This is a genomic window from Pseudoalteromonas sp. SW0106-04 (genome assembly GCF_001293805.1).
Lineage (GTDB): Bacteria > Pseudomonadota > Gammaproteobacteria > Enterobacterales > Alteromonadaceae > Pseudoalteromonas > Pseudoalteromonas ruthenica.
The window spans coordinates 51,011-73,432 of record NZ_BCAI01000003.1 but is presented as its reverse complement, the minus strand read 5'-3'; the positions used below and the strand labels follow the sequence as shown (position 1 = coordinate 73,432).

At 48.5% G+C, this 22,422-nt stretch carries 19 protein-coding genes; 12 read left to right on the top strand and 7 right to left on the bottom strand.

Annotated features, from left to right (window positions below):
* The first annotated feature begins 1 nt into the window (after position 1).
* Positions 2-940, top strand: a complete 939-nt coding sequence (locus W04_RS04990; RefSeq protein WP_022945357.1) for a Dyp-type peroxidase — start codon at positions 2-4, stop codon at positions 938-940.
* On the opposite strand, the gene argR is transcribed toward W04_RS04990, so the two are convergent.
* On the bottom strand, positions 900-1,367 hold the full coding sequence (argR, locus tag W04_RS04985) for a transcriptional regulator ArgR (protein ID WP_022945358.1): 468 nt from the start codon (positions 1,365-1,367) through the stop codon (positions 900-902). The two genes, W04_RS04990 and argR, sit on opposite strands and share 41 nt — an antisense overlap.
* A gap of 229 nt (positions 1,368-1,596) precedes the next feature.
* On the opposite strand from argR, the gene mdh reads away from it, so the two are divergent.
* The 5 genes from mdh to lpdA all read left to right on the top strand — a co-directional run bounded on the left by mdh (position 1,597) and on the right by lpdA (position 9,823).
* A complete protein-coding gene (gene mdh, locus W04_RS04980) occupies positions 1,597-2,532 on the top strand; it encodes a malate dehydrogenase (RefSeq protein ID WP_053910041.1) in 936 nt (311 codons plus the stop codon).
* Between the two features lie 283 nt (positions 2,533-2,815).
* Positions 2,816-3,565 (top strand): pyruvate dehydrogenase complex transcriptional repressor PdhR, encoded by a 750-nt coding sequence (gene pdhR, locus W04_RS04975; protein ID WP_022945361.1) that lies wholly within the window; start codon positions 2,816-2,818, stop codon positions 3,563-3,565.
* An 89-nt stretch (positions 3,566-3,654) separates the two neighbouring features.
* Positions 3,655-6,321, top strand: a complete 2,667-nt coding sequence (gene aceE, locus W04_RS04970; protein ID WP_053910040.1) for a pyruvate dehydrogenase (acetyl-transferring), homodimeric type — start codon at positions 3,655-3,657, stop codon at positions 6,319-6,321.
* A gap of 11 nt (positions 6,322-6,332) precedes the next feature.
* Positions 6,333-8,240, top strand: coding sequence for a pyruvate dehydrogenase complex dihydrolipoyllysine-residue acetyltransferase (gene aceF, locus W04_RS04965; RefSeq protein ID WP_053910039.1), 1,908 nt, complete (start codon positions 6,333-6,335; stop codon positions 8,238-8,240).
* 155 nt (positions 8,241-8,395) lie between these two features.
* Entirely contained in the window at positions 8,396-9,823 is a 1,428-nt protein-coding gene (gene lpdA, locus W04_RS04960) for a dihydrolipoyl dehydrogenase (protein WP_045980580.1), read from the top strand.
* A gap of 95 nt (positions 9,824-9,918) precedes the next feature.
* Here lpdA and W04_RS04955 read toward each other — a convergent pair whose 3' ends face one another.
* The 5 genes from W04_RS04955 to W04_RS04935 all read right to left on the bottom strand — a co-directional run bounded on the left by W04_RS04955 (position 9,919) and on the right by W04_RS04935 (position 15,338).
* Complete coding sequence (locus tag W04_RS04955) at positions 9,919-10,881, bottom strand: DUF2608 domain-containing protein (protein WP_053910038.1); 963 nt, start codon at positions 10,879-10,881, stop codon at positions 9,919-9,921.
* A gap of 4 nt (positions 10,882-10,885) precedes the next feature.
* Positions 10,886-12,886 carry an FAD-dependent oxidoreductase gene (locus W04_RS04950; RefSeq protein ID WP_053910037.1) on the bottom strand — a complete coding sequence of 667 codons (2,001 nt, stop codon included), beginning with the start codon at positions 12,884-12,886 and terminating at the stop codon, positions 10,886-10,888.
* Between the two features lie 11 nt (positions 12,887-12,897).
* A complete protein-coding gene (locus W04_RS04945; RefSeq protein ID WP_053910036.1) occupies positions 12,898-13,392 on the bottom strand; it encodes a hypothetical protein in 495 nt (164 codons plus the stop codon).
* The gene (locus W04_RS04940; protein ID WP_053910035.1) at positions 13,392-14,687 is read right to left on the bottom strand and encodes a hypothetical protein; all 1,296 of its coding nucleotides are present in this window, start codon (positions 14,685-14,687) and stop codon (positions 13,392-13,394) included. The genes W04_RS04945 and W04_RS04940 overlap by 1 nt, the downstream gene beginning before the upstream one ends.
* Before the next feature lie 108 nt (positions 14,688-14,795).
* A complete protein-coding gene (locus W04_RS04935) occupies positions 14,796-15,338 on the bottom strand; it encodes a GNAT family N-acetyltransferase (RefSeq protein ID WP_053910034.1) in 543 nt (180 codons plus the stop codon).
* Positions 15,339-15,395: 57 nt separating this feature from the next.
* On the opposite strand from W04_RS04935, the gene W04_RS04930 reads away from it, so the two are divergent.
* Both W04_RS04930 and W04_RS04925 read left to right on the top strand, forming a co-directional pair.
* Complete coding sequence (locus tag W04_RS04930) at positions 15,396-16,061, top strand: tRNA-uridine aminocarboxypropyltransferase (RefSeq protein WP_045980595.1); 666 nt, start codon at positions 15,396-15,398, stop codon at positions 16,059-16,061.
* A gap of 82 nt (positions 16,062-16,143) precedes the next feature.
* Positions 16,144-18,237, top strand: coding sequence for a TonB-dependent receptor (locus W04_RS04925; RefSeq protein WP_053910033.1), 2,094 nt, complete (start codon positions 16,144-16,146; stop codon positions 18,235-18,237).
* Positions 18,238-18,311: 74 nt separating this feature from the next.
* Here W04_RS04925 and suhB read toward each other — a convergent pair whose 3' ends face one another.
* Positions 18,312-19,115 carry an inositol-1-monophosphatase gene (suhB, locus tag W04_RS04920; protein ID WP_022945497.1) on the bottom strand — a complete coding sequence of 268 codons (804 nt, stop codon included), beginning with the start codon at positions 19,113-19,115 and terminating at the stop codon, positions 18,312-18,314.
* 206 nt (positions 19,116-19,321) lie between these two features.
* Here suhB and trmJ point away from each other — a divergent pair, with 206 nt between their 5' ends.
* The 4 genes from trmJ (at position 19,322) to iscU (ending at position 22,414) form a co-directional block, all read left to right on the top strand.
* On the top strand, positions 19,322-20,053 hold the full coding sequence (trmJ, locus tag W04_RS04915) for a tRNA (cytosine(32)/uridine(32)-2'-O)-methyltransferase TrmJ (RefSeq protein WP_022945496.1): 732 nt from the start codon (positions 19,322-19,324) through the stop codon (positions 20,051-20,053).
* 202 nt (positions 20,054-20,255) lie between these two features.
* Complete coding sequence (iscR, locus tag W04_RS04910; RefSeq protein ID WP_022945495.1) at positions 20,256-20,747, top strand: Fe-S cluster assembly transcriptional regulator IscR; 492 nt, start codon at positions 20,256-20,258, stop codon at positions 20,745-20,747.
* A gap of 30 nt (positions 20,748-20,777) precedes the next feature.
* Entirely contained in the window at positions 20,778-21,995 is a 1,218-nt protein-coding gene (locus W04_RS04905) for an IscS subfamily cysteine desulfurase (RefSeq protein ID WP_045980587.1), read from the top strand.
* A 35-nt stretch (positions 21,996-22,030) separates the two neighbouring features.
* Entirely contained in the window at positions 22,031-22,414 is a 384-nt protein-coding gene (gene iscU, locus W04_RS04900; RefSeq protein WP_022943774.1) for a Fe-S cluster assembly scaffold IscU, read from the top strand.
* The last annotated feature ends 8 nt before the right edge of the window (positions 22,415-22,422 follow it).

Below are 22,422 nucleotides of genomic sequence, written 5' to 3'. Positions count from 1 at the left end.
AATGCCCAGAGCGCAATCCGGTGTGTGCGCGCAGGCCAATTTGCACGGCTTGCACTTGTTTCTCAATGTCCTTGATGGCCATGATCACGCAGTTAAAAGTAAGCTCGCACAGTTAGTGGACCTGCAAAGCGAATACGATGATCGCTTCTCTGAGGCCATGGTTTCCAGCTTTGTCGCCATAGGTGCGCAGTACTGGCCGCATTTTCACCCCGATGCCATGCCTGCAGAATTAGCGAGCTTTCCGAGTATCCCCAACCGTGACCACCACGTGCTAGCACAGCCGTTCGATTTGTTTATACAAATTCGCTCGGACCGGGAAGATGTCAATCATCTATTTGGCCAGCGAGTATTGAAGCTGTTAGGCAGTGATGTGGAGCTTGTTGAGGAGATCACCTGTTATCGCTTTTTAGACGGGCGTGATTTTAATGGCTTTCTTTACGCTCCGGATACGCCTCATGGGCGGCAAAAAAACCTCACGGCCCTCATTAATGACCCCGGCAATGATTTTGTAAAAGGCAGTTATGTGCACGTCCAGCGCTTTACCCACAACCTTAATGCCTGGCAAGCGCTCAGTATTGAAGAGCAAGAGTTGGTGATTGGCCGTACTCGTCTGGATGCCGAGCTGCTAATGCCGATTAATGCCAACAGTCACGCGGCGCGCTCAGAGTTGAAAGATGAAAAAGGCGAACCGCTGTTACTGCACCAGGGCATGCCTTTTGGCACCATGACCAAGCAAGGCTTGCTGTCGGTGACCTGCGCCGCCAGTGGCGACGCGTTTACGCAAATGCTGAAAAGTCAGCTAGGGGATCATCATCATTATGATGCTTGGCTGGACTTTACCCAGGCCGACATGGGCTCAGCGTTTTTTGCCCCTTCGGTGGATTTTCTAAAGTCGTTGGCTACACGTTCTCAAACAGCTTACGCACCCGCTCCAGAGTAATATCAATTTCTGAGACTTTGGCGGGGGCAATAAAGATGGTGTCATCCCCGGCTATGGTTCCTAGCACGCCATCGGCCTTACCGAGAGAATCGAGCAAGCGCGCGATTAATTGTGCTGCACCCGGGCTGGTGGTGATGATGATCATCATCTCATTGTGAACAATATCCAGCACTAATTGGCGCAGTGGCGACTTCGCAGTGGGAACGGCTAATTCTGCGGGTAAGCAATAGACCATTTCTTGTTTGGCGTTGCGTGTACGCACCGCACCAAACTTGCTGAGCATGCGCGAAACTTTGCTTTGGCTGATGTTATCGAAGCCTTGTTCTTTTAAGGCATCAACAATCTCTCCTTGTGAGCCGAAATTTTCTTCTTTTAGGAGGGCTTTAAAGGCTTTTACCAAGGCTTCTTGTTTTTCTTGCGCGTGCATAATAATGGTCTTTGTAGCTTAAAGTCTTATCATTCTACCCAAGAACCGGGGTTATTTCATCCAAGGCACTGAGGTTTACAGTGAAGTTTACGACTATGGTCGAGATTATCGTCAAAATAACGCGGATAAATTTGTCTTTATCGGCGCTTTTCATTATCTTTAAGGCCACCAAAAGGTCAGATGACCCAAATCTTGATAACCCAATCTCGTTATTTTACGGAGAATTAAAATGAAAGTTGCCGTTTTAGGTGCTGCCGGTGGTATCGGTCAAGCGCTCTCTTTGCTACTAAAAAATAGCCTTCCTGCTGGTTCTGAGCTTGCTCTATACGACGTAGCCCCTGTGGTTCCTGGTGTTGCTGTTGACCTATCACACATCCCAACTGCGGTTGATGTAAAGGGCTTCGGTAAAGAAGACTTAGACGCAGCACTAAACGGTTGTGACATTGTTTTAATCCCAGCGGGTATGCCGCGTAAGCCGGGCATGGACCGCGCTGATTTGTTTAATGTAAACGCCAGCATTGTTCAGACGCTAGCTGAGGGCATTGTTAAAAACTGCCCGAAAGCCATGGTCGGTGTTATCACTAACCCGGTCAACGGCACAGTGCCAATCGTTGCTGAAGTATTCAAAAAAGCGGGTACTTATGATCCAGCACGCGTATTTGGTGTAACAACACTTGACGTGATCCGTGCTGAAACTTTCATTGCTGAGCTAAAAGGCCTGAACGTGAACGACGTGAAAGTGCCAGTAATTGGTGGTCACTCAGGGACTACTATTCTACCTCTACTGTCTCAAGTAGAAGGTGCGAGCTTCTCTGATGAGGAAGTTGCTGCGCTAACTAAGCGTATCCAAAACGCCGGTACCGAAGTTGTTGAAGCAAAAGCGGGTGGCGGCAGTGCTACACTTTCTATGGGCGCAGCTGCAGCGCGCTTCTGCTTGTCACTAGTCAAAGGCATGCAAGGTGAAGATGTTATTGAATACGCCTATGTTGAAGGCAATGGTGAAGACGCACAGTTCTTCGCTCAGCCGGTACGTCTTGGTAAAAATGGTGTCGAAGAGTTGCTTTCTTACGGTGAACTAAGCGCCTTTGAACAACAAGCCAAAGAAGACATGCTGGGCACCTTGAATAAAGATATTCAAGAAGGCATCGACTTCATGAATAAGTAATAGCCACCATGGCGGTTACTTCATGATATTGGCTAATAGCGATATCATGCTAAAAGCCCCTATAGTTCTGCTATAGGGGCTTTTTTGTGCATCTATTTCCTTTCTTCTTACAGGTCTGACCATTTGTCGCTAAGCGTAAATTACTTTAATTTGCGCGCATATCCACCATAATTGGCTGAATAAAAATTGATGTGAACTGGGTCAATTTTGACAGCTTGCGGTGAATTTGATACCTTAACCGCACTTTTTGGTATGACCAATTTACCCAAAGCATAAATCAACGATGTCATTGAAAGTAAAAGCAGCGAAATTATCGGACGTGATCTTGGCCCAGCTTGAGAATATGATTCTTGAGGGATCGCTGGCGCCAGGGGAAAAGCTTCCGCCTGAGCGTGAGCTGGCTAAGCAGTTTGAAGTATCGCGCCCATCGCTGCGTGAGGCAATTCAAAAACTCGAAGCCAAGGGGTTGGTGACGCGCCGCCAAGGTGGTGGCACCTTTGTAAAGAACCAATTGGAAGAGGGCTTAAGTGATCCACTGTTTGAGTTGATCAGTAAGCACCCAGAGTCGCAGTTTGATTTACTGGAGTTTCGCCATGCCCTCGAAGGTATCGCCGCCTATTATGCGGCATTGCGCGGGACTCAAAATGACTTTGTAAAGGTAAAGCATAGCTTTGAAAAAATAGCTCAAGTAAGTGATGATCTCAGTGCCAAAGCGAAAGCCATTAACGCTTTTCACTTTTGTATCGCTGAAGCGTCTCATAACGTGGTGTTACTGCACTTAGTGCGTGGCATGCAAGCTTTACTAGAGCAAAACGTACTGCAAAACTTGCAGGTATTGATGAAGAAAACCGCCGTGTCGCAGCAATTAGCGCAGCACCGCAAAGTGTTGATGGACGCCGTCATTGAAGGCCGCCCAGAAGAGGCACGCCTGGCCAGTAATGCGCACTTAGCCTTTATCGAAGAAGCCTTACTGGAAGCAACGAAAGAGCATTCGCGTATTGAGCGCTCTTTGCGACGTACCAGAGCACAATAAATTCGCTGTGAGCCTCAGTTGAGCATCGCGCTTAAGCTGGGGCTTTTTGGCATTTTAAATTCGTATTTTAAACATAAGGAAAACTCCATATGTCTGAAGTCAATAATGTTGACGTAGACGCACTCGAAACCCAGGAATGGCTACAAGCCCTTGAGTCGGTTGTGCGTGAAGAGGGCGTTGAGCGAGCTCAATACATCCTTGAACAAGTGCTAGAGCAAGCACGTCTTGATGGCGTAGATATGCCAACTGGCACTACCACAAACTACGTCAATACCATCCCCGCTGACCAAGAGCCAGCGTACCCAGGTGATGTGAACATTGAGCGTCGTATCCGCTCTATCATTCGCTGGAATGCGATTATGATTGTTCTGCGTGCCTCGAAAAAGGATCTTGACTTGGGTGGACACATGGCGTCTTTCCAATCATCAGCGGCATTTTATGAAGTTTGCTTCAACCACTTCTTCCGCGCGCCAAATGAGCAAGACGGTGGTGATTTGGTGTATTACCAAGGTCACATTTCACCGGGTATTTATGCACGTGCCTTCGTCGAAGGGCGCCTGAGCGCAGAGCAGCTTGATAATTTCCGCCAAGAAGTAGATGGCAAAGGGTTACCTTCATACCCACACCCTAAGTTGATGCCTGAGTTTTGGCAGTTCCCAACCGTGTCTATGGGTCTAGGCCCTATCGCTTCAATCTATCAAGCTCGCTTCCTTAAGTATCTTGAAGGTCGTGGCCTGAAAGACACCAGCAACCAACGCGTTTATGCCTTCCTAGGTGATGGTGAAATGGATGAGCCAGAATCACGGGGCGCAATTTCCTTTGCTGCTCGTGAAGGCTTGGACAACTTATGCTACCTAATTAACTGTAACCTGCAGCGTCTTGATGGCCCAGTTATGGGTAATGGCAAGATTATCCAAGAGCTTGAAGGCCTGTTCAAAGGGGCTGGTTGGAACGTCATCAAAGTCGTGTGGGGCAGTGGCTGGGATAAATTACTGGCCAAAGACACCACAGGTAAATTGCTACAGCTGATGAACGAAACGGTTGACGGCGATTACCAAACCTATAAGTCAAAAGACGGTGCCTATGTGCGCGAGCACTTCTTCGGTCGTTACCCAGAAACAGCAGCTCTTGTTGCCGATATGACCGATGACGAAATCTTTGCCTTAAAGCGCGGTGGTCACGAGCCATCGAAGCTATTCGCAGCCTTTAAATCGGCGCAAGATACTAAGGGCCGTCCTACGGTAATCTTAGCGAAAACCGTTAAAGGTTATGGTATGGGCGATGCCGCCGAAGGTAAAAACATTGCTCACCAAGTGAAGAAAATGGACATGACCCACGTGGCTCACTTACGTAAGCGCTTAGGGTTAGAAGATCTTGTTTCCGAAGATGAGCTTAAAGACTTACCGTACCTGACCTTAGAAGAAGGCTCAAAAGAGTACGAGTATATGCACGCCCGTCGTAAAGAGCTGCATGGCTACACGCCAACGCGTTTGCCTAATTTCAGCGAACAGCTGCAGTTGCCGCAAATGGATGCGTTCAAGCAATTACTTGAAGAGCAAAAGCGTGATATTTCCACCACCATGGCATTTGTGCGTACTCTTAATGTATTGCTAAAAGACAAAGGCATTGGCAAAAACATTGTGCCAATTATTGCCGATGAAGCACGTACCTTCGGCATGGAAGGCTTGTTCCGTCAAATTGGTATTTATAATCCACGGGGCCAAAATTACAGCCCGGAAGATCGTGATATCGTTGCTTACTATAAAGAAGACCAAAAAGGTCAGGTGTTGCAAGAAGGTATTAACGAGCTCGGTGCGATGTCCTCATGGGTTGCTGCGGCGACCTCATACAGCACTAACGACCTACCGATGATCCCGTTCTACATCTACTACTCGATGTTTGGTTTCCAACGTGTAGGTGATATGGCGTGGATGGCCGGTGACCAACAAGCACGTGGCTTCTTACTTGGTGCCACCGCAGGGCGAACAACGCTTAATGGTGAAGGGTTGCAGCACGAAGATGGCCACAGCCATATTCTAGCGAACACCGTGCCGAACTGTATTTCTTATGACCCAACCTTCGGCTATGAAGTCGCGGTTATCGTTCAAGATGGTATTCGCCGTATGTATGGTGAAGACCAAGAAAATATCTACTACTACCTGACGTTGATGAACGAAAACTATCATCAGCCAGCCATGCCAGAAGGTGCGGAAGAAGGGATCCGTAAGGGTATTTATAAGCTTGAAAGCTACGAAGGCAACAAGGGCAAAGTACAGCTATTAAGCTCGGGTACGATCATGAACGAAGTGCGCAAAGCCGCGCACATTCTAAGTGATGACTACGGCGTTAGCTCAGATATATTCTCGGTAACCTCGTTTAATGAGATCACCCGTGATGGTCAAGAAGCCGACCGCTATAACATGCTGCACCCAGAGGCAGAGGCGAAAGTGCCGTATCTGCAAACTGTATTAGGTGAAGAGCCTGCGATTGCGGCTACCGACTACATGAAGAACTACGCCGAACAAATTCGTGCCTTCATCCCGGCTGAGTCATATCGCGTACTGGGTACCGATGGCTATGGCCGCTCCGACAGCCGCGAGAATCTGCGCCGTCACTTCGAGGTGAATGCAGGTTACGTGGTGGTTGCTGCACTAACAGAATTAGCGAAACGTGGCGATGTAGAAAAATCTGTGATTGCAGAAGCAATCAAGAAGTTCGACATTGATGCCGACAAGATTAACCCGCTGCACGCTTAAGGGGTTTGCAAATGAGCATTGAAATTAACGTACCTGATATTGGTGGCGATGAAGTTGAAGTCACCGAAGTGCTTGTCTCGGTAGGCGACAAGGTTGAAGTAGAGCAATCTTTGATTACCGTAGAAGGCGATAAAGCCTCTATGGAAGTACCTGCCAGCGAAGCGGGCGTAGTAAAAGAGATCAAAGTGAAAGAGGGCGATACCGTCTCTACTGGCACTTTGATTATGATTTTCGAAGGCGAGCAAGGCAATGCCGATGCCGAGCAAAGCGAGGCTGCAGACAGCAGTGAGGACAACAGCGGTGCTAGCAATGAAGCCGGCGCCGAGGTGGAAATTACTGTGCCTGATATTGGTGATGACGAAGTAGAAGTCACCGAAATTATGGTCAGTGTTGGTGATAGCGTTGAAGAAGAACAATCAATTCTTAACGTTGAAGGCGATAAAGCCTCTATGGAAGTGCCTGCGCCACAAGCCGGTAAAGTTAAAGAAATTAAAATCAATGTCGGCGACACCGTAAAGACTGGGTCGCTGGTATTTATCTTTGAAACCGCAGGCGGTGGCAGTACCGAGAGCCCAAGCTCGAGCGATAGCGACAAGCAAGAAGCGAAAGCAGACAAAGACAGCGGCAGTGTTGAAGTTAAAGAAGTGACGGTGCCGGATATTGGCGGCGACGAAGTGGAAGTGACCGAAGTGATGGTCAGTGCCGGCGACACCGTTGACGAAGAGCAGTCGATTCTTAACGTTGAAGGCGATAAAGCTTCTATGGAAGTGCCTGCTCCTTTTGCCGGCAAAGTAAAAGAAGTGAAAGTTGCTGTGGGTGATACCGTGAAAACGGGCAGCTTAATCTTTACCTTTGAGGTGCAAGGCAGTGCCCCTGCACAGCAACAGGCTCCGGCTAAGCAACAATCAACAACTGCAAGCGACGCGCAACCGCAAGAGCACAAGGCCAGTGGCCCAGCGCCAGCGAAGCGTGAAGACTTCGTTGAAAATGCTGATTATGCCCATGCTTCACCGGTAGTGCGCCGTTTGGCCCGTGAGTTTGGTATTAACCTAGCGAAAGTCAAAGGCACAGGCCGTAAAAACCGGGTGTTAAAAGAAGACGTGCAAAACTATGTTAAAGACTTAGTGAAGCAAGTTGAATCCGGTAGTGCAGGTAAAGGCGGTAGTGGTGCAGGTATTGACTTGATCCCATGGCCAAAGGTCGACTTCAGCAAGTTTGGTGAAGTCGAAGAGAAGAAGCTGTCGCGCATTCAAAAGTTGTCTGGTGCTAACTTACACCGTAACTGGGTACATATTCCTCATGTAACCCAATACGACGAAGCCGATATCACCAGCTTAGAGGCATTCCGTAAAGAGCAAAACGCGCTGGCTGAGAAGAAAAAGCTGGGCGTTAAGATCACCCCATTGGTGTTTGTGATGAAAGCGGCGGCCAAGGCGTTGGAAGAATTCCCAACCTTTAACTCGTCACTTTCAGAAGACGGCGAGAGCTTGATTCTGAAAAAGTATGTACACATCGGCATTGCGGTTGATACCCCTAATGGTCTCGTTGTTCCTGTGGTTCGTGATGTCAACAAAAAAGGCATTATGGAGTTATCACGCGAGCTGATGGATATCTCCAAAAAGGCCCGCGATGGTAAGCTAACCTCGGCCGATATGCAGGGCGGTTGCTTCACCATCTCTAGCCTCGGTGGCATCGGCGGTACCGCGTTTACGCCTATCGTCAATGCGCCTGAGGTGGCTATTTTGGGTGTCTCCAAGTCAGACTTCAAACCGAAGTGGAATGGTAAAGAGTTTGAGCCGCGCTTAATGGTGCCGCTAAGCTGCTCTTACGACCACCGTGTTATTGACGGTGCGCTGGCAGCACGCTTTACTGTGACTCTGGCAAATTACCTAAGCGATATTCGCCACTTGGTAATGTAAGCCATACAGATAATGAACTTTAATCCCAGTAATCGGTTTTTACTGGGATTTTTTTAAATTGCAATGATACAATCTTTGCACAATTTTTGTGAGCGATGGCATGTTGACAGCAAACCGTGTCATTGCTTCCCGTTCGGACAAAATAAGGTAATAGCATGAGCAACGAAATCAAAACACAAGTCGTTGTACTAGGCGGTGGTCCTGGTGGTTACTCTGCGGCATTCCGTGCTGCGGATTTAGGTTTGGAAGTGACCCTCGTTGAGTCACGCGCGACCCTAGGTGGTGTGTGCTTGAATGTCGGTTGTATCCCTTCAAAAGCACTTCTACACGTTGCTAAAGTGATTGATGACGCGAGCGAAATGGCGTCACACGGTGTTTCTTTTGGCAAGCCTGAAATTGACCTAGACAAGATCCGCGATTGGAAGGACTCTGTTATTGGTCAGCTAACTGGCGGCCTAGACGGCATGGCAAAAATGCGTAAAGTGAAAGTCGTGAGCGGCTACGGTAAATTCACTGGCAGCAACACCATTGACGTAGAAGGCGATGACGGCAAAACCACCATCACTTTTGATAATGCTATTATCGCGGCTGGTTCACAGCCGGTGAACTTACCTTTCATTCCAGAAGACGAGCGTGTTATTGACTCGACTGGTGCGCTTGAGCTTAAAGACGTACCAGAAAAACTATTGGTACTAGGTGGTGGTATTATCGGTCTTGAAATGGGCACTGTATACCGCGCTCTTGGCTCACAAATCGACGTTGTTGAATTTGCTGATCAGCTAGTTCCGGCTGCGGACAAAGACGTTATCAAGATTTACCAGAAGTACGTTAAAGACAAGTTCAACGTCATGCTATCGACTAAGGTAACCGGTGTTGAAGCGAAAGACGACGGTCTATACGTTACTTTTGAAGGCAAAAATGCGCCGGCGGAGCCTGTGCGTTACGACAAAGTATTAGTTGCTGTTGGTCGTACACCAAATGGTAAGTTGGTTGATGCCGACAAAGCCGGTGTTAACGTTGATGAGCGCGGCTTTATCAACACCGATAAGCAAATGAAGACCAATGTTGAGCATATCTATGCCATTGGTGACATCGTTGGCCAGCCTATGCTTGCTCACAAAGCTGTTCATGAAGGCCATGTTGCCGCTGAAGTAATTTCTGGCAAGAAGCACTATTTTGATCCTAAGTGCATTCCTTCAATTGCCTACACAGACCCTGAAATTGCATGGGTCGGTGTTACTGAGAAAGAAGCAAAAGAGCAAGGGCTGAATATTGAAACAGCGGTATTCCCATGGGCTGCTTCAGGTCGTGCGATTGCTTCATCACGCACCGAAGGTCAAACTAAACTCATTTTCGATAAAGACACAGATCGTCTTATCGGTGGTGCAATGATCGGTATCAACGCTGGCGAAATGCTGGGTGAGATTGGTCTAGGTGTGGAAATGGGCGCCGATGCTGAAGACATCGCTTTAACCATCCACGCGCACCCAACGCTCAATGAGTCAATCGGTCTCGCGGCTGAAATTTTCGAAGGGTCAATCACTGACCTACCGAACAAAAAGGCTGCAAAAAAGAAGAAGTAAGCTTCTTTAACTGAATCTAAAAACCCGGCACTAAGCCGGGTTTTTTTATGTTTGCATATGACCACAGCGCTGCTGCTACCATCACTACCTATACATTAGTGGCACTCGCGGGTGTAGCTTGGTTCTATCAGCTCCTTGGTCATGGTTTTTATTACCTTACACCAGCGTTCGGTGGCCTTTGCTTGGTGCTTTTTCGCCATTGGCCCTTGGGTCAATGCCGCTTTATGCGCCGCCAGCGCCGTGTAGTGGTAGGCGGCAACATTAAACTGCGCTTGAGTTGCAAATGCATGGTTTATACTTTCGACATTCTCCAGTGTGTCATCAATAAAGGCGATATTACGAATTTGCTTATCGGGTGATAGCGTGTCGTTGTACTGGTTCACGAAGCACAGTAGATTTTTGCCTTTATCTTGGCCTGCCAAATACATCACTCCTTGGCGATAAGAAATGCGACGCTGGCTGTCACTATCACACGATGAGTAGGGGCTGGCTTTACTAGCAAGTCCTGCAAACTTGGGCGCATGGGTGGCAAAAAAGCTCAGTAAATCGCCGCCACCTGGTAGTGTTAAGTCGGTAAACTGGTCTTCTGTAGCAGAAATCGTTTGATTACCGCGTGCCGTCTCAACCATTAGCCTCACCCCTTGACTGCTTAACCGTGCCAATATGGCGGGGACGTTATCTCGAGTGTAAACCATGGTGTTAAGCGCAAATAATAGGTCTGAGGCTTCAATAAGCTCCAGACTTGAGTCGGCGACACGCGGACCTGATTGCGCAGCGACTAACTCACTTTGCCACGCATACCAAGCGGCCCCACCGAGATACTGGCACTCACTCGGGGATTGGTCGTCAGCGCAGGCGATCATCGTCAGCGTATCGTCGTTATCCATCACTACCAGAGTGTTTTCTGGCTCCCCCCACTGCATTACTTGCTGCTCTAGCGTAGCAAACGAATCGGTGGTTAAAATGCTCTTTGCTGACTCAGCATACACATGGGTGCTCAGAGTCATGGTGGCGATGCCTGTAAGTAAGGCATAGTAAGTCAAAGATAAAAAGCGCATGGCATTAAGCTCCTGCTAAATCGTCGAGTATGTGGCCAGCACCTTGAAATGCCAAGGCGGCGATCGTCAATGTGGGGTTACCAGTACCAATGGTTGGAAACACACCGCTTCCCACCATATACAGGTTAGCATGGTCCCATGATTGTTGGCGGTGGTTAAGTACCGAGGTCGCTGGGTCATCACCCATGCGATAGGTGCCAACGATATGCCCTGCGCCATAAAACTTAAAATTATGTAAGGTGCCACTGTCATCCTGGTATTGGAATTTTGTCGCCGAGGCATCCTCGGCATTACTGAGGTTGGGCTCGCCGGGGTCTTGAGTATATTCGGTGGCACCTAATTGGGTGAACAGCTCTGTGGTAATTTGTTTCGCCGAAACAAACGCCTTACGCTCGTAATCGGATGCCAAGCGGTAGGTGACCTTGGGTCTTGGCAAGCCAAGGTTGTCCTTCAGCGTCGAAGATAGCTCGACTCGGTTATTGGCATCGGGGAGTTGCTCAATTAGGTAACCTAAACGCAGTTGGCGGGTGTAAGCCTGATTCAAGGTATGCACCAATTGTTGACCGAACAACTTACTATTCGCCGGTAAGTTATCATCTAAGCGTAGCTCTTGGCCTTGTTGATTCACCGAGTTGCCGTTCAACTGACTATTGTTTTGCCCAAATATGAAATCAGCGAGCGTCGTGCCGGGATCATTAGCAGCCCATTGCCAGCCCTCATTACCAATCTCGATGCGATAAGCTGAGCGCTGTTTACGAAAATCCCCATCGCGCAGCGATTCAATGCCACCTGTGGAAAGTGGACCGCGATACGGGTAAATTGGCTTCTCTGCTAGTCCCCAGCCTAAATACATAATATGGTCCATAAGGTTGCGGCCCACTTGATCGCTGCTGTTAGCAACCCCATTCTCGAAGCCTGGGTTTTTATTCGACATAAGCAGTAGTTTCGGAGTTTCAATCGCGTGTGCGGCAAGCACAAAGCGTTTGCCAGTGACCGAACCCTGACCTGTGGCAATGCCGTTAGCATGGGTATAGCTGATGTAATCAATGGCGCATACCTGTTGGGTCGTGCTATCGAGCTGGATATTGCTTGCCACATGTTGATAGCGAATCTCAACATTCCCGGTTTGCAGTGCTCGAGCCAAGGTCACGGTGGCATCATATTTAGCCTGAATAGGGCAAATGGGTATGCAGTTGGTGTTGCCGGCGCATTGGCGGCGCTCACCGGGGCGAGAGTTTCGTCCCTGTGGCGTTGGCGATACATAGACTTCATTGCCCTCATACTTCATGCCCAAGGTGGCATGCTCGTAGACTCTGTCTTGTAGGGCAGGGACGATCCCCGGCATGGGGAAGTCATAATTACTACCGTAGGTGCCGCTGGGGTCGACGCCAAACTGTTCATACAGGCGCTGCATCCGCTGTTTATCGCCAGCGACGTTTATCTCTTGGTCCGCTTTTTCATAAAACGGCACTAAGTCCTGATAAAACTGCTCACCACCGGGCCAATCAACCCCTTGGCCATACAAGGTTTTAAGCTCAAAATCTTGTGGTAGCAAGCGCAAGCAGGTGCCTAACCAATGCCATGTGGTACCGCCACCGATGCGTTCGTAGGAGCTGGCAAAAGCAAACTTAGCATTTAAACTCGTGCCGCTGACATTGGCATCTTGCGGTGGATACTCAAAGTAACATTGTGTCGGTTTACGCCAAGCATCCACTTGTAATACTGTGTATCTTGGTGTGTTTTCGGTACTGGGATCGGGTAAGCCAAGGGGGTTGTTTGGGCTATTTGCCACTGCATTCTGTGTTGCCGGTGGATACGGGCTTTCGGGTGTTTTCGCGGCAGCTTTAAAAAAAGTATCCATATATTTGGAGCGATCAGCGGGCACGGCAGGCCCAGCCTCTAAAATAAGTACTTTTTTACCTGCTTTGCCAAGCTCGTAGGCAACAATGGCACCTGCGATTCCTGCGCCGACAATCACCACATCATATTCGGTTTTGCTATTCATCATATTACTCCTTATTGCTCGCTGCTGTGGCCGGTAAAGTCACTTAATGTGGCGCTGGGTTTCTCCGCCCAATAGCCGTAACGTTCATTCGAGTCGCCCATAGGGTGGGCTTGCATGACCTGCCACACCAGCCCTGCAGAGTAAGCTTTACTTGACACTATGGTGAAGTCGGTACGACTATTGTCCTTTGGGACACTGGGCCAGGCCCCCATATACCAAAGGTAAATGAGTTGTCGGCAGGCCATGGTGAAGTCAGCGCCGTTGCGCTCGCTGAGCATGGCCTCACCAATTTTTTGATCTGACAAGGGCGGTTGAACGCTTCTTAGTTCGCTGTAAGTGGCGAGAATTTTGCTGCTTAAGCCGTTACTTTGCTCATCAACCTTTTCTTGCCACAGCGGCAGATACTCTGATTTGATATCAATAGGGTCGATTTGCGGCGCGAGTTTGCTCTCGGCAAAGCCTGTTAAAACGGCACTCAAGCCGATGAAATTATCCATTTTACTCATTACTTTTCTCCTTTGGCTTGTGCACGTTGTAGTAGGTAGGTGAAATCAGCAAAGCGGCCATTGGTCATGGCGGCATTGTTGTGACAGCCAATACAGCTTGATGACGTTTGTTTAACCTCGCCTTGTATGTAAGTCTCCAAGGTGGTATTGGCAAGAAAGCTGGGGGCAGGGACGCCGGTTGGGTCCGTTTTACTGTTAGCGTCTGTGGGCCATTGAGTGCTCACTAGCTCATAGTTTACCCAAACGCTTTCGGCAAAGGCGTGCTTAAGTTGGGCATGATATTTCTGGTTCAGCTTGTTGGTCGCCTCGTCAATTGCAATTACGCGTTCGACCTGCGAGGGTTGCGTATGGGGTGTGCTTGGATCCCAAGGGCGTGGCGGCGGGGTATTCACCGCAGTGCAATCATCGCAGTTGGGCCGGTAATAGTTGTAGCTCTGCTTAGTTGCCGGCTGGCCTTGCGTGGGCGCATTATTAACATGCTCGAAGGTAGACCAAATCCATTGTGGATTGCCTTCTACTTTTGTGGCGATATGAAAGCCAACTAAACCAACCCGCTGCAATTGGCACGCAGCTTGAACTCCCTGGTTTTCGTCGGGGTTGTTATACACATAGGCATCTACGGTATAAAAACGGCTGCGGTCATCGCCCGGGCCCATCACTTTCCAAGCGGCCTTTATCATAATAGCGCCGTCTTTATCCTTACTGGTATCGGTAAACGGGAAGTCAGCGTCGCCTTTGAATTTATGTTGCCCTTGCTGGTTATAGAGTTCGTTATCAACGATGTAATCGAACATCTTTTTATTGGTGAGAATTTCAAAGCGAGTGTACTGGCCATTTTGATCTATCAGTGGCCCGGTTTGAAACGGCTCACCGCTTTCATCAAGCACATTCGGAGTTTTACCCACTTGCGACAGCACTAAGGCATTATTAGGTGCATCGCACTGGGTTGGCGGCGGGTTGTGCTCTTTCCAGCCGGGCGGTTTGGCGCCGTTAGCTAAAAATATATCGCGACTCTCCTTATAGTGCTGCCATACCACAGCGTTGCCTTGTTGGCCTATGGTTTTGCTGGTATCCGGCAGGCCGTCCGCGTTTGCAGGCCAATTCAGAGCAATAAAGGACTGCCAAGAGAATACATCAAAGTCATGCTGTAACGATTGCAACGTGACCGGCTCGGTGACGCTGATGTCTTTGGGTAAATGGGGGGTTAACTGTTGTGTGGGCGTTGTTTGCGCATGGCCGTTAGCAAACGTACTGAGTGCGCCAACAGTGGCAACAGCAATGAGGGGTAGCCTCATATTCAGCTCCTTGAATCAATAGGGTAATGACGGTTAACACGCACTTAGTGCCTGTTAGGTGTACTAACCAATGTAGATTCAAACGCTGGGACTTCACATTACAGTGGGTTACACCGCTAATTGATAATGGACAACGGGCCAGTTCCCTAGTGGATCATGGTGTACATACTGGCGCTGAAAGCGCATGCCTAGGCGCTTCATGACGGCGATAAAACCGATATTTTCGGCCATCGCAATGGCGCTGAAGTAACGTATTTCTGGTTGCTGTTCAGCAAGACCATGGAGCACCGCATGAGCCGCCTCAGTGGCGTAGCCTTGGCCCCATACTGACTGTTTAAAGCGCCAACCGAGCTCAATATCGTGCCATTTTGGTGCGTCACTGAAAAAATCAAAAGGGCGCACCAGTATCCAACCGAGATAGGCATCATCGGCGATACGGTTGACTTGCCAAATGCCCCAGCCCTTTGCAGGATTAAGGTAGGCGCGAAGGCGAGGCACAAACACTTCGTTGATGCTTGCTCTGGAGGTGGGCGTTCCGCCATTAATGTAACGCATCACATCGGGGTCTTGGTCTAGTTCGTACAATAGCTCGGCGTCGCCAAGATCCATAAGGCGAAAGCGTAATCGCGCGCTGTTGGTTAGGTTAACCATGTTCTTGCATCCTTAATTCGCTTACAATAAGAGGCTATCGTCGACCTGAGGTATGTGGTGACTAATTCTGTATTAAAACTTCGTGCGCAGCAAATTGCTGATGCTAAACGCGAATACAAAGCCCGAGGCAGTAAGCTCAGCCGTTGTGAACACTGCTTGTTAGCGCAGTCATTATGTATTTGTGCCGGGGTTGAAACGGTGCCTTGTGATGTTGCCGTGTGTTTGCTGATGTATCACAATGAGAGTTTTAAACCCTCCAATACCGGTCGGCTCATTGCCGATATCGTGCCGCAGAACTTTGCTTTTCGCTGGGATAGAACGGATCCAGACCCTGCCTTATTAGCGCTATTAGAAGATAGTCGTTACCAGCCGTGGGTGGTGTTCCCGGAGCAAGGCGTTGAACCACAACGAGTCTGTACTGAGGTACAGTCTATTGAGGGCAAAACACCTTTGTTTATTTTCCTTGATGGCACTTGGCGTGAGGCGAAAAAAATGATGCGTAAATCGCCTTATTTAGATGGTTTTCCGGTGCTATCCATTGCCCCAGAGCAGGTGTCGGACTACCGCTTGCGTATTGCCCCACATGAGCACCAGTTGGGGACTGCTGAAGTGGCTATTATGGTTTTAGAGTTAGCTGAACAGCACCAAGCAGCAACCAAGCTCGCCGAGCATTTTATTGACTTTCGCAACGCTTATCTTAAAGGTAAACGTTCTAAGCTTTAGCCCCCACAGATATTCATTTAATGGCCTGATTTTGCTAGACTCGGTGTTCCTTTTTTAATCCACTAGGGATGCCAAGCTGCGCATGAATGCACGTCTATGTTTGCTGGCCTGTGCCGTGGCTCAAAGTTTGAGTCTCAGTGCACACGCTGATGAAAGTGATATTGAAAAGATCATCGTAACGGGTGACTTTAAAAGCGAATCAATCCAAGAGCTTAGCGCTAGTGCAAGCTTGTTCTCCGAGGCCGATATTGCCTCCCGCGAAGCCAAATATTTAGATGAGCTACTTAACCAAGCTGCCAATGTGAATTTTACTGCCGGCGCGTCGCGCGGTAAGTTTGTGCAAATTCGTGGTATCGGCTTGCGTTCGCAGTTTGTTGACCCTGTTAATCCATCGGTCGGAGTGGTGATTGATGGTATTAATTACTCCGGCCTTGGCGGCGCCGCAATGCTGTTTGATGTTGACCAAGTAGAGATTTATCGAGGCCCACAAGGCACGCGCTTTGGCGCCGATGCGCTTGCGGGGATGATCCACATGGAAAGCGCTGAGCCAACCTTGGAGCCTAGTGTTAAGGTGAAGCTCGGTGCGGGTAACTACAATGCGTGGGATGCCGGTATTGCTGCAGGCACCGGGTTTGGTGAAAAAAGCAGTGTGCGCGCGAGCTTCTATCAAAATAAGTCAGACGGCTATGTTGATAACCAGTACCTTGATAGCAACAGTCAAAATATTGATGAGCAAGTCGCCCGCATAAAGCTGCACTCGCAAATTACTGAGCATTGGCGTACGGAGCTCGTTGCTCATTATATGGATATTGATAACGGCTATGATGCGTTCACCTTAGATAATACCCGTATCAGTGTGGCCGATGAGCCAGGTAAAGATACTCAAGAGAGTGTTGCTGTGGGGCTGAGCAACATCTACAGTGGCTTTAACTTTGCCGATGTGCAATTTAACTTAACCGGTTTAGACGCTGACCTTTTATATAGTTACGATGAAGATTGGGTGTGTAATGACCCCGAGCAGCCAGCGTTGTGTTTAGAGGGCTTGCATCCCTACGCTTACAGCTCCACTGACAGCTATCAACGAGACCGTCAAGATTACACCGCAGAGCTACAACTTAGCGGCAAAGCGGGGAATTGGGTCTCTGGGCTATATTACCAATCTCGCGATGTTGACTTATTGCGCCAGTACACCTGGAATGCCGGTGATTTCACATCGACCTATGACAGTGAAAATATTGCCTTATATGGGCAAATAGAAACGCCTATCAGCGACAAAACGCGGTTGGTCACGGGACTTCGCGTAGAGCGCAATGAGGGCCAATACAGTGACTCCGCTGCGGTCGTCGAGAATGTGGACGACACCATGGTCGGTGCAAAAGTGGCGCTTGAGTATCAAGTAGTGCCGAGAACGATGATTTATACCAGTATCAGCCGAGGCTACAAAGCCGGTGGTATCAATGCCGAAGCCATCGCCAAGGCCAATGATGAAGGGTTAAGCCAAGATGCTGATTTTTTCTTAAACCATCGTACTTTCGACCCAGAGTACTTATGGAATGCTGAGTTCGGCGTGAAGGGCAGCTCAGCCGATAAGCGCCTTAATTTGCGCATCACCGCGTTTTATATGTATCGCGATAATATCCAGCTAAAGGCCTGGAAAACCGAAGACCAGCAGTTCGCAGGCTACTTTGATAACGGCAACAGCGGCGAAAACTACGGCCTTGAAATTGAAGGCGAGTATGCTGTTTCTAAGCGCTTAACCTTAACGGGCAGTGTCGGTGCACTGGACAGTGAAATCGATGGTTTTGTTACCGCTGGGGGCGTTGATCAAAGTGACCGCGATCAAGCGCAAGCGCCCCATTATCAGTATGCATTGAGCGCCCGTTTTGACATCACCGACGCGCTATTCGTGAACTTAGGGGTAGAAGGCAAAGACGAATACTATTTCTCAAATAGCCATAATTCGAAGTCGCCGAGCTACAACCTTGTTAATGCCAGTGTTGGCTACCAAGCCGAATATTGGGGAGTGAACTTCTGGGTGCGCAATGCCCTAGATAAAGACTACTACAATCGCGGCTTTAAATTCGGCAATAACCCAGTGAATGGTTACATCGCGCAAACTTACGTGCAATATGCCGAGCCAAGAGTTGCGGGCGTCAGCTTTAACTACGGTTTTTAGAGAGCAATAAAAAACGCGAGCCTAAGCTCGCGTTTTTTCTATTATGCTTGATAGTTCAAGCGCCGGTCACGACATTACTTCAGTAATGACTCTGTTAATACCGGGCGAATCTCTTTTACAATAGCTTTAGCGAGTTTTGGTGAACCGCAGATCACATTACCGCTTTTCTCGTGGTTAGCCCCGCCAGCAAAATCCATCACCAAACCACCGGCTTCTTTTACCAATAGTTGACCGGCAGCGGTATCCCAAGGCTTCAAACCAATCTCAAAAAAGCCATCAACACGGCCTGCCGCCACATAGGCCATATCTAACGCGGCAGAGCCCGCGCGACGAATATCGGCAGTGTATACAAATAGCGATTTAAACGCTTCCATGTAGGCATCCATGTGATGCTTTTGCTTAAATGGGAAGCCTGTGGCTAGCACTGTGCCAGAAAGCTCTTTAGCGTTACTAACACGAATACGCTTGCTGTTAAGTTGCGCGCCTTGACCTCGACTCGCAGTGAAAAGCTCACCACGGATAGGATCATAAACAACGGCCTGTTCGATACGGCCTTTGACCTTTAAGGCAATAGAGACGCAGAAGTGCGGGATATCTTTAATGAAGTTAGTGGTGCCATCGAGGGGGTCGATCACCCAAAGGTAGTCAGCATCAGTGCCATTATGTTGGCCTAACTCTTCCCCTATAATACTGTGGTTAGGGTAAGATTTTAAGATGGTTTCGCGAATAACGGCTTCCGCCTCTTTATCAACGCTGGTTACAAAGTCATTGCTGCCTTTTTGGCTGGCTTCTACTTTTGATAAATCTTCACAGGCGCGCAAAATCACCTTGCTTGCGTTTCGCGCAGCGCGAATCGCAATGTTTAACATCGGATGCATAGCATTACCTTTGGGTTGTAAAAGAACAATATTTCGAGCCGGCGTATTCTAGCGGTTTTTCAACTAAAGTAAATACGCGAGTAAAAATAACCTGGTGATTTTTTGTGCAGTGCTGTTTTGCTTATAAAAATTTTTCAGCGGCTCTCTACCTAGGGTTATGATAAACTACGGCGTATTGTAATTTACTAAAGAATAAACACCGTACTATGGCACTTGAGAACATTCGCATCGTTTTGGTTAACACCTCGCATTCAGGTAATATTGGCTCGGCGGCTCGAGCAATGAAAACCATGGGTTTTAGTAACCTTTATCTTGTTGACCCGGCCTGTGAAATTGATAGTCATGCCAGCGCACTCGCAGCTGGTGCTACGGATGTTTTAGGGCAGGCTCAGGTGGTCGATACGCTAGAGCAAGCACTTGAAGGCTGTGTATTGGCCATCGGCACTAGCGCCCGTTCTCGCACTTTGAGCTGGCCGATGGTAGACCCTCGTCAATGCGGTGAAAAACTTGTTAAAGAGGGCGAGAGCAGCCCTGTGGCATTGGTTTTTGGTCGTGAAAACAGCGGCTTAACCAATGAAGAGTTGCAGCTATGTAATTTCCATGTCTGTATTCCGGCGAACCCAGATTACAGCTCATTGAACCTAGCCATGGCGGTACAAACTTTGTGTTATGAGACGCGCATGCAGTTTTTAGATACCCAAGAGCAAGCGGTCGAGCAAGACGACAACGAGTACCCCACCAACGAACAAATGCAGCGCTTCTATGAACACTTGCAAAGTACCTTTAGCAACACCGGATTTATCATCAAACAGCACCCTGGCCAGGTGATGACTAAACTCAAACGTTTGTTTAACCGTGCCCGCCCAGAGCAACAAGAGCTCAATATTCTGCGCGGTATGCTGACTTCCGTAGATAAACAGCAAAACAACCAAGACTGATACTCAGAAACGTCATTAGAGCGCCACTGTGAAGGGGCGCTCGTGATCCCTCTATACACTGCAGGTTAATACTTGACTATTTTACTCAGGTAATTACAATGACAGTCAATACCCGAGTATTTTACTCAAGTACTTCCAGTAAATACTTGACTCTAATACTCAGGTAATTAAAATTCACACTCTTGAAGAGTATGGGGGCGATATGAAGTTAACATCCAAAGGCAGATATGCGGTTACCGCGATGCTCGATGTTGCGCTGCACACCGATGCAGGGCCCGTTCCCCTTGCCGATATTTCACAGCGGCAGGAAATCTCATTATCTTATCTTGAACAATTATTCGCTCGCCTACGTAAGCAAGGGTTAGTGACCTCAGTGCGCGGTCCAGGCGGCGGTTATTTACTAGGTAAAGAAGCCGGTGCTATTTCGGTCGGCGATGTTATCAGTGCGGTTAATGAGTCGGTGGATGCCACTCGTTGTCATGGCGCTGATGGTGGGTGTCAAAGCGGCATGCGCTGTTTGACCCACACTTTGTGGTCTGACTTAAGTCAGCGCATAGAAGAGTTTTTACATGGTATTAGTTTATCTGAGTTAGTCAGCAAATCTGACATTAAAGAAGTGGCCGATCGCCAAGATAAACAGCTTAACGATGCCATTAGCAAGTTAGAAAATATTCAAGTCAGCTGTCAACTGTAAGCAACTAGGTTGCCGTAAGCGGAGAAAGTAATGAAGTTACCGATTTATTTAGATTATGCAGCAACAACGCCGGTGGACCCGCGCGTTGCCGAAGAAATGATGCAATGCCTGACAATGGAAGGTAATTTTGGTAACCCCGCATCGCGTTCACACCGCTTCGGTTGGCAAGCGGAAGAAGCGGTCGATCAGGCGCGTCACGACATTGCCGATTTAATCAACGCCGATGCCCGTGAAATTGTATTTACTTCAGGTGCGACTGAATCGAATAACCTAGCTATTAAAGGCGCCGCTAACTTTTATAAGAAAAAAGGTAAGCACGTGATTACCGTGCGTACCGAGCACAAAGCGGTGATCGATACCTGTCGTGAGCTTGAGCGGCAGGGCTTCGAAGTGACTTATATGGACGTTGAAGAAAACGGCCTACTTGATTTGAAAAAGCTGGAAGCAGCAATGCGTGACGACACCATTTTGGTGAGCGTGATGCACGTAAATAACGAATTAGGTGTGATTCAAGACATCGCCACCATCGGTGAGATGTGTCGCGAACGTAAAATTATGTTCCATGTCGACGCCGCTCAAAGCGCCGGTAAGGTGAAAATTGACTTACAAGAATTGAAAGTCGACTTCATGTCATTTTCTGGCCACAAAGTATATGGCCCTAAAGGCATTGGTGCATTATATGTACGCCGTAAGCCACGTGCGCGTTTAGAAGCACAAATGCACGGTGGTGGTCATGAGCGGGGTATGCGCTCGGGCACGCTGGCAACGCATCAAATCGTTGGCATGGGCGCGGCATTCCGCTATGCCAAACAGGATTTTGATAAAGACCATGCACACATCAGTGCCCTACGTCAGCGTTTAATTGACGGCATTATGAATGACATGGACGAAGTATATTTTAACGGTGCACCGGAGCAGTCTGTTCCTGGTATTACCAACATTAGCTTCAACTTTGTTGAGGGTGAGTCGCTGTTGATGGCAGTGAAAGACATTGCCGTATCTTCTGGCTCAGCCTGTACATCAGCAAGCTTGGAGCCGTCTTACGTGCTGCGTGCACTAGGTCGTAACGATGAGCTAGCACACAGCTCGATTCGCTTCAGTATTGGTCGTTTCACCACTGAAGAGGAAATCGATTACACCGTAAAACTTATTAAAGAGTCCATTGGCCGCTTGCGTGAAATGTCTCCATTGTGGGAGATGCACCAAGAAGGGATTGATTTAGAATCGGTAGAATGGGCACATCATTAAGCCTTGGCGAATGACAAGGTAGCGAGGTAAAAGTTATGGCATACAGTGATAAAGTAATTGATCATGTTGAAAACCCACGTAACGTGGGCGTTCTAGACAAAAACGATCCCAGCGTTGCAACCGGTATGGTCGGTGCACCTGCGTGTGGTGACGTTATGAAGCTGCAAATCAAGGTATCTGATACAGGTGTCATTGAAGACGCTAAGTTCAAAACCTATGGCTGTGGTAGTGCAATCGCATCATCATCGCTGGTCACCGAATGGGTGAAAGGTAAAACCTTAGATGAAGCGGCAACTATCAAAAATACCGATATCAGTGCAGAGCTAGAGTTACCACCAGTGAAAATTCACTGTTCAATCCTAGCGGAAGATGCAATCCAAGCAGCAATCAAAGATTACAAGAGCAAGCAAGACAAATAAGGCGGCAG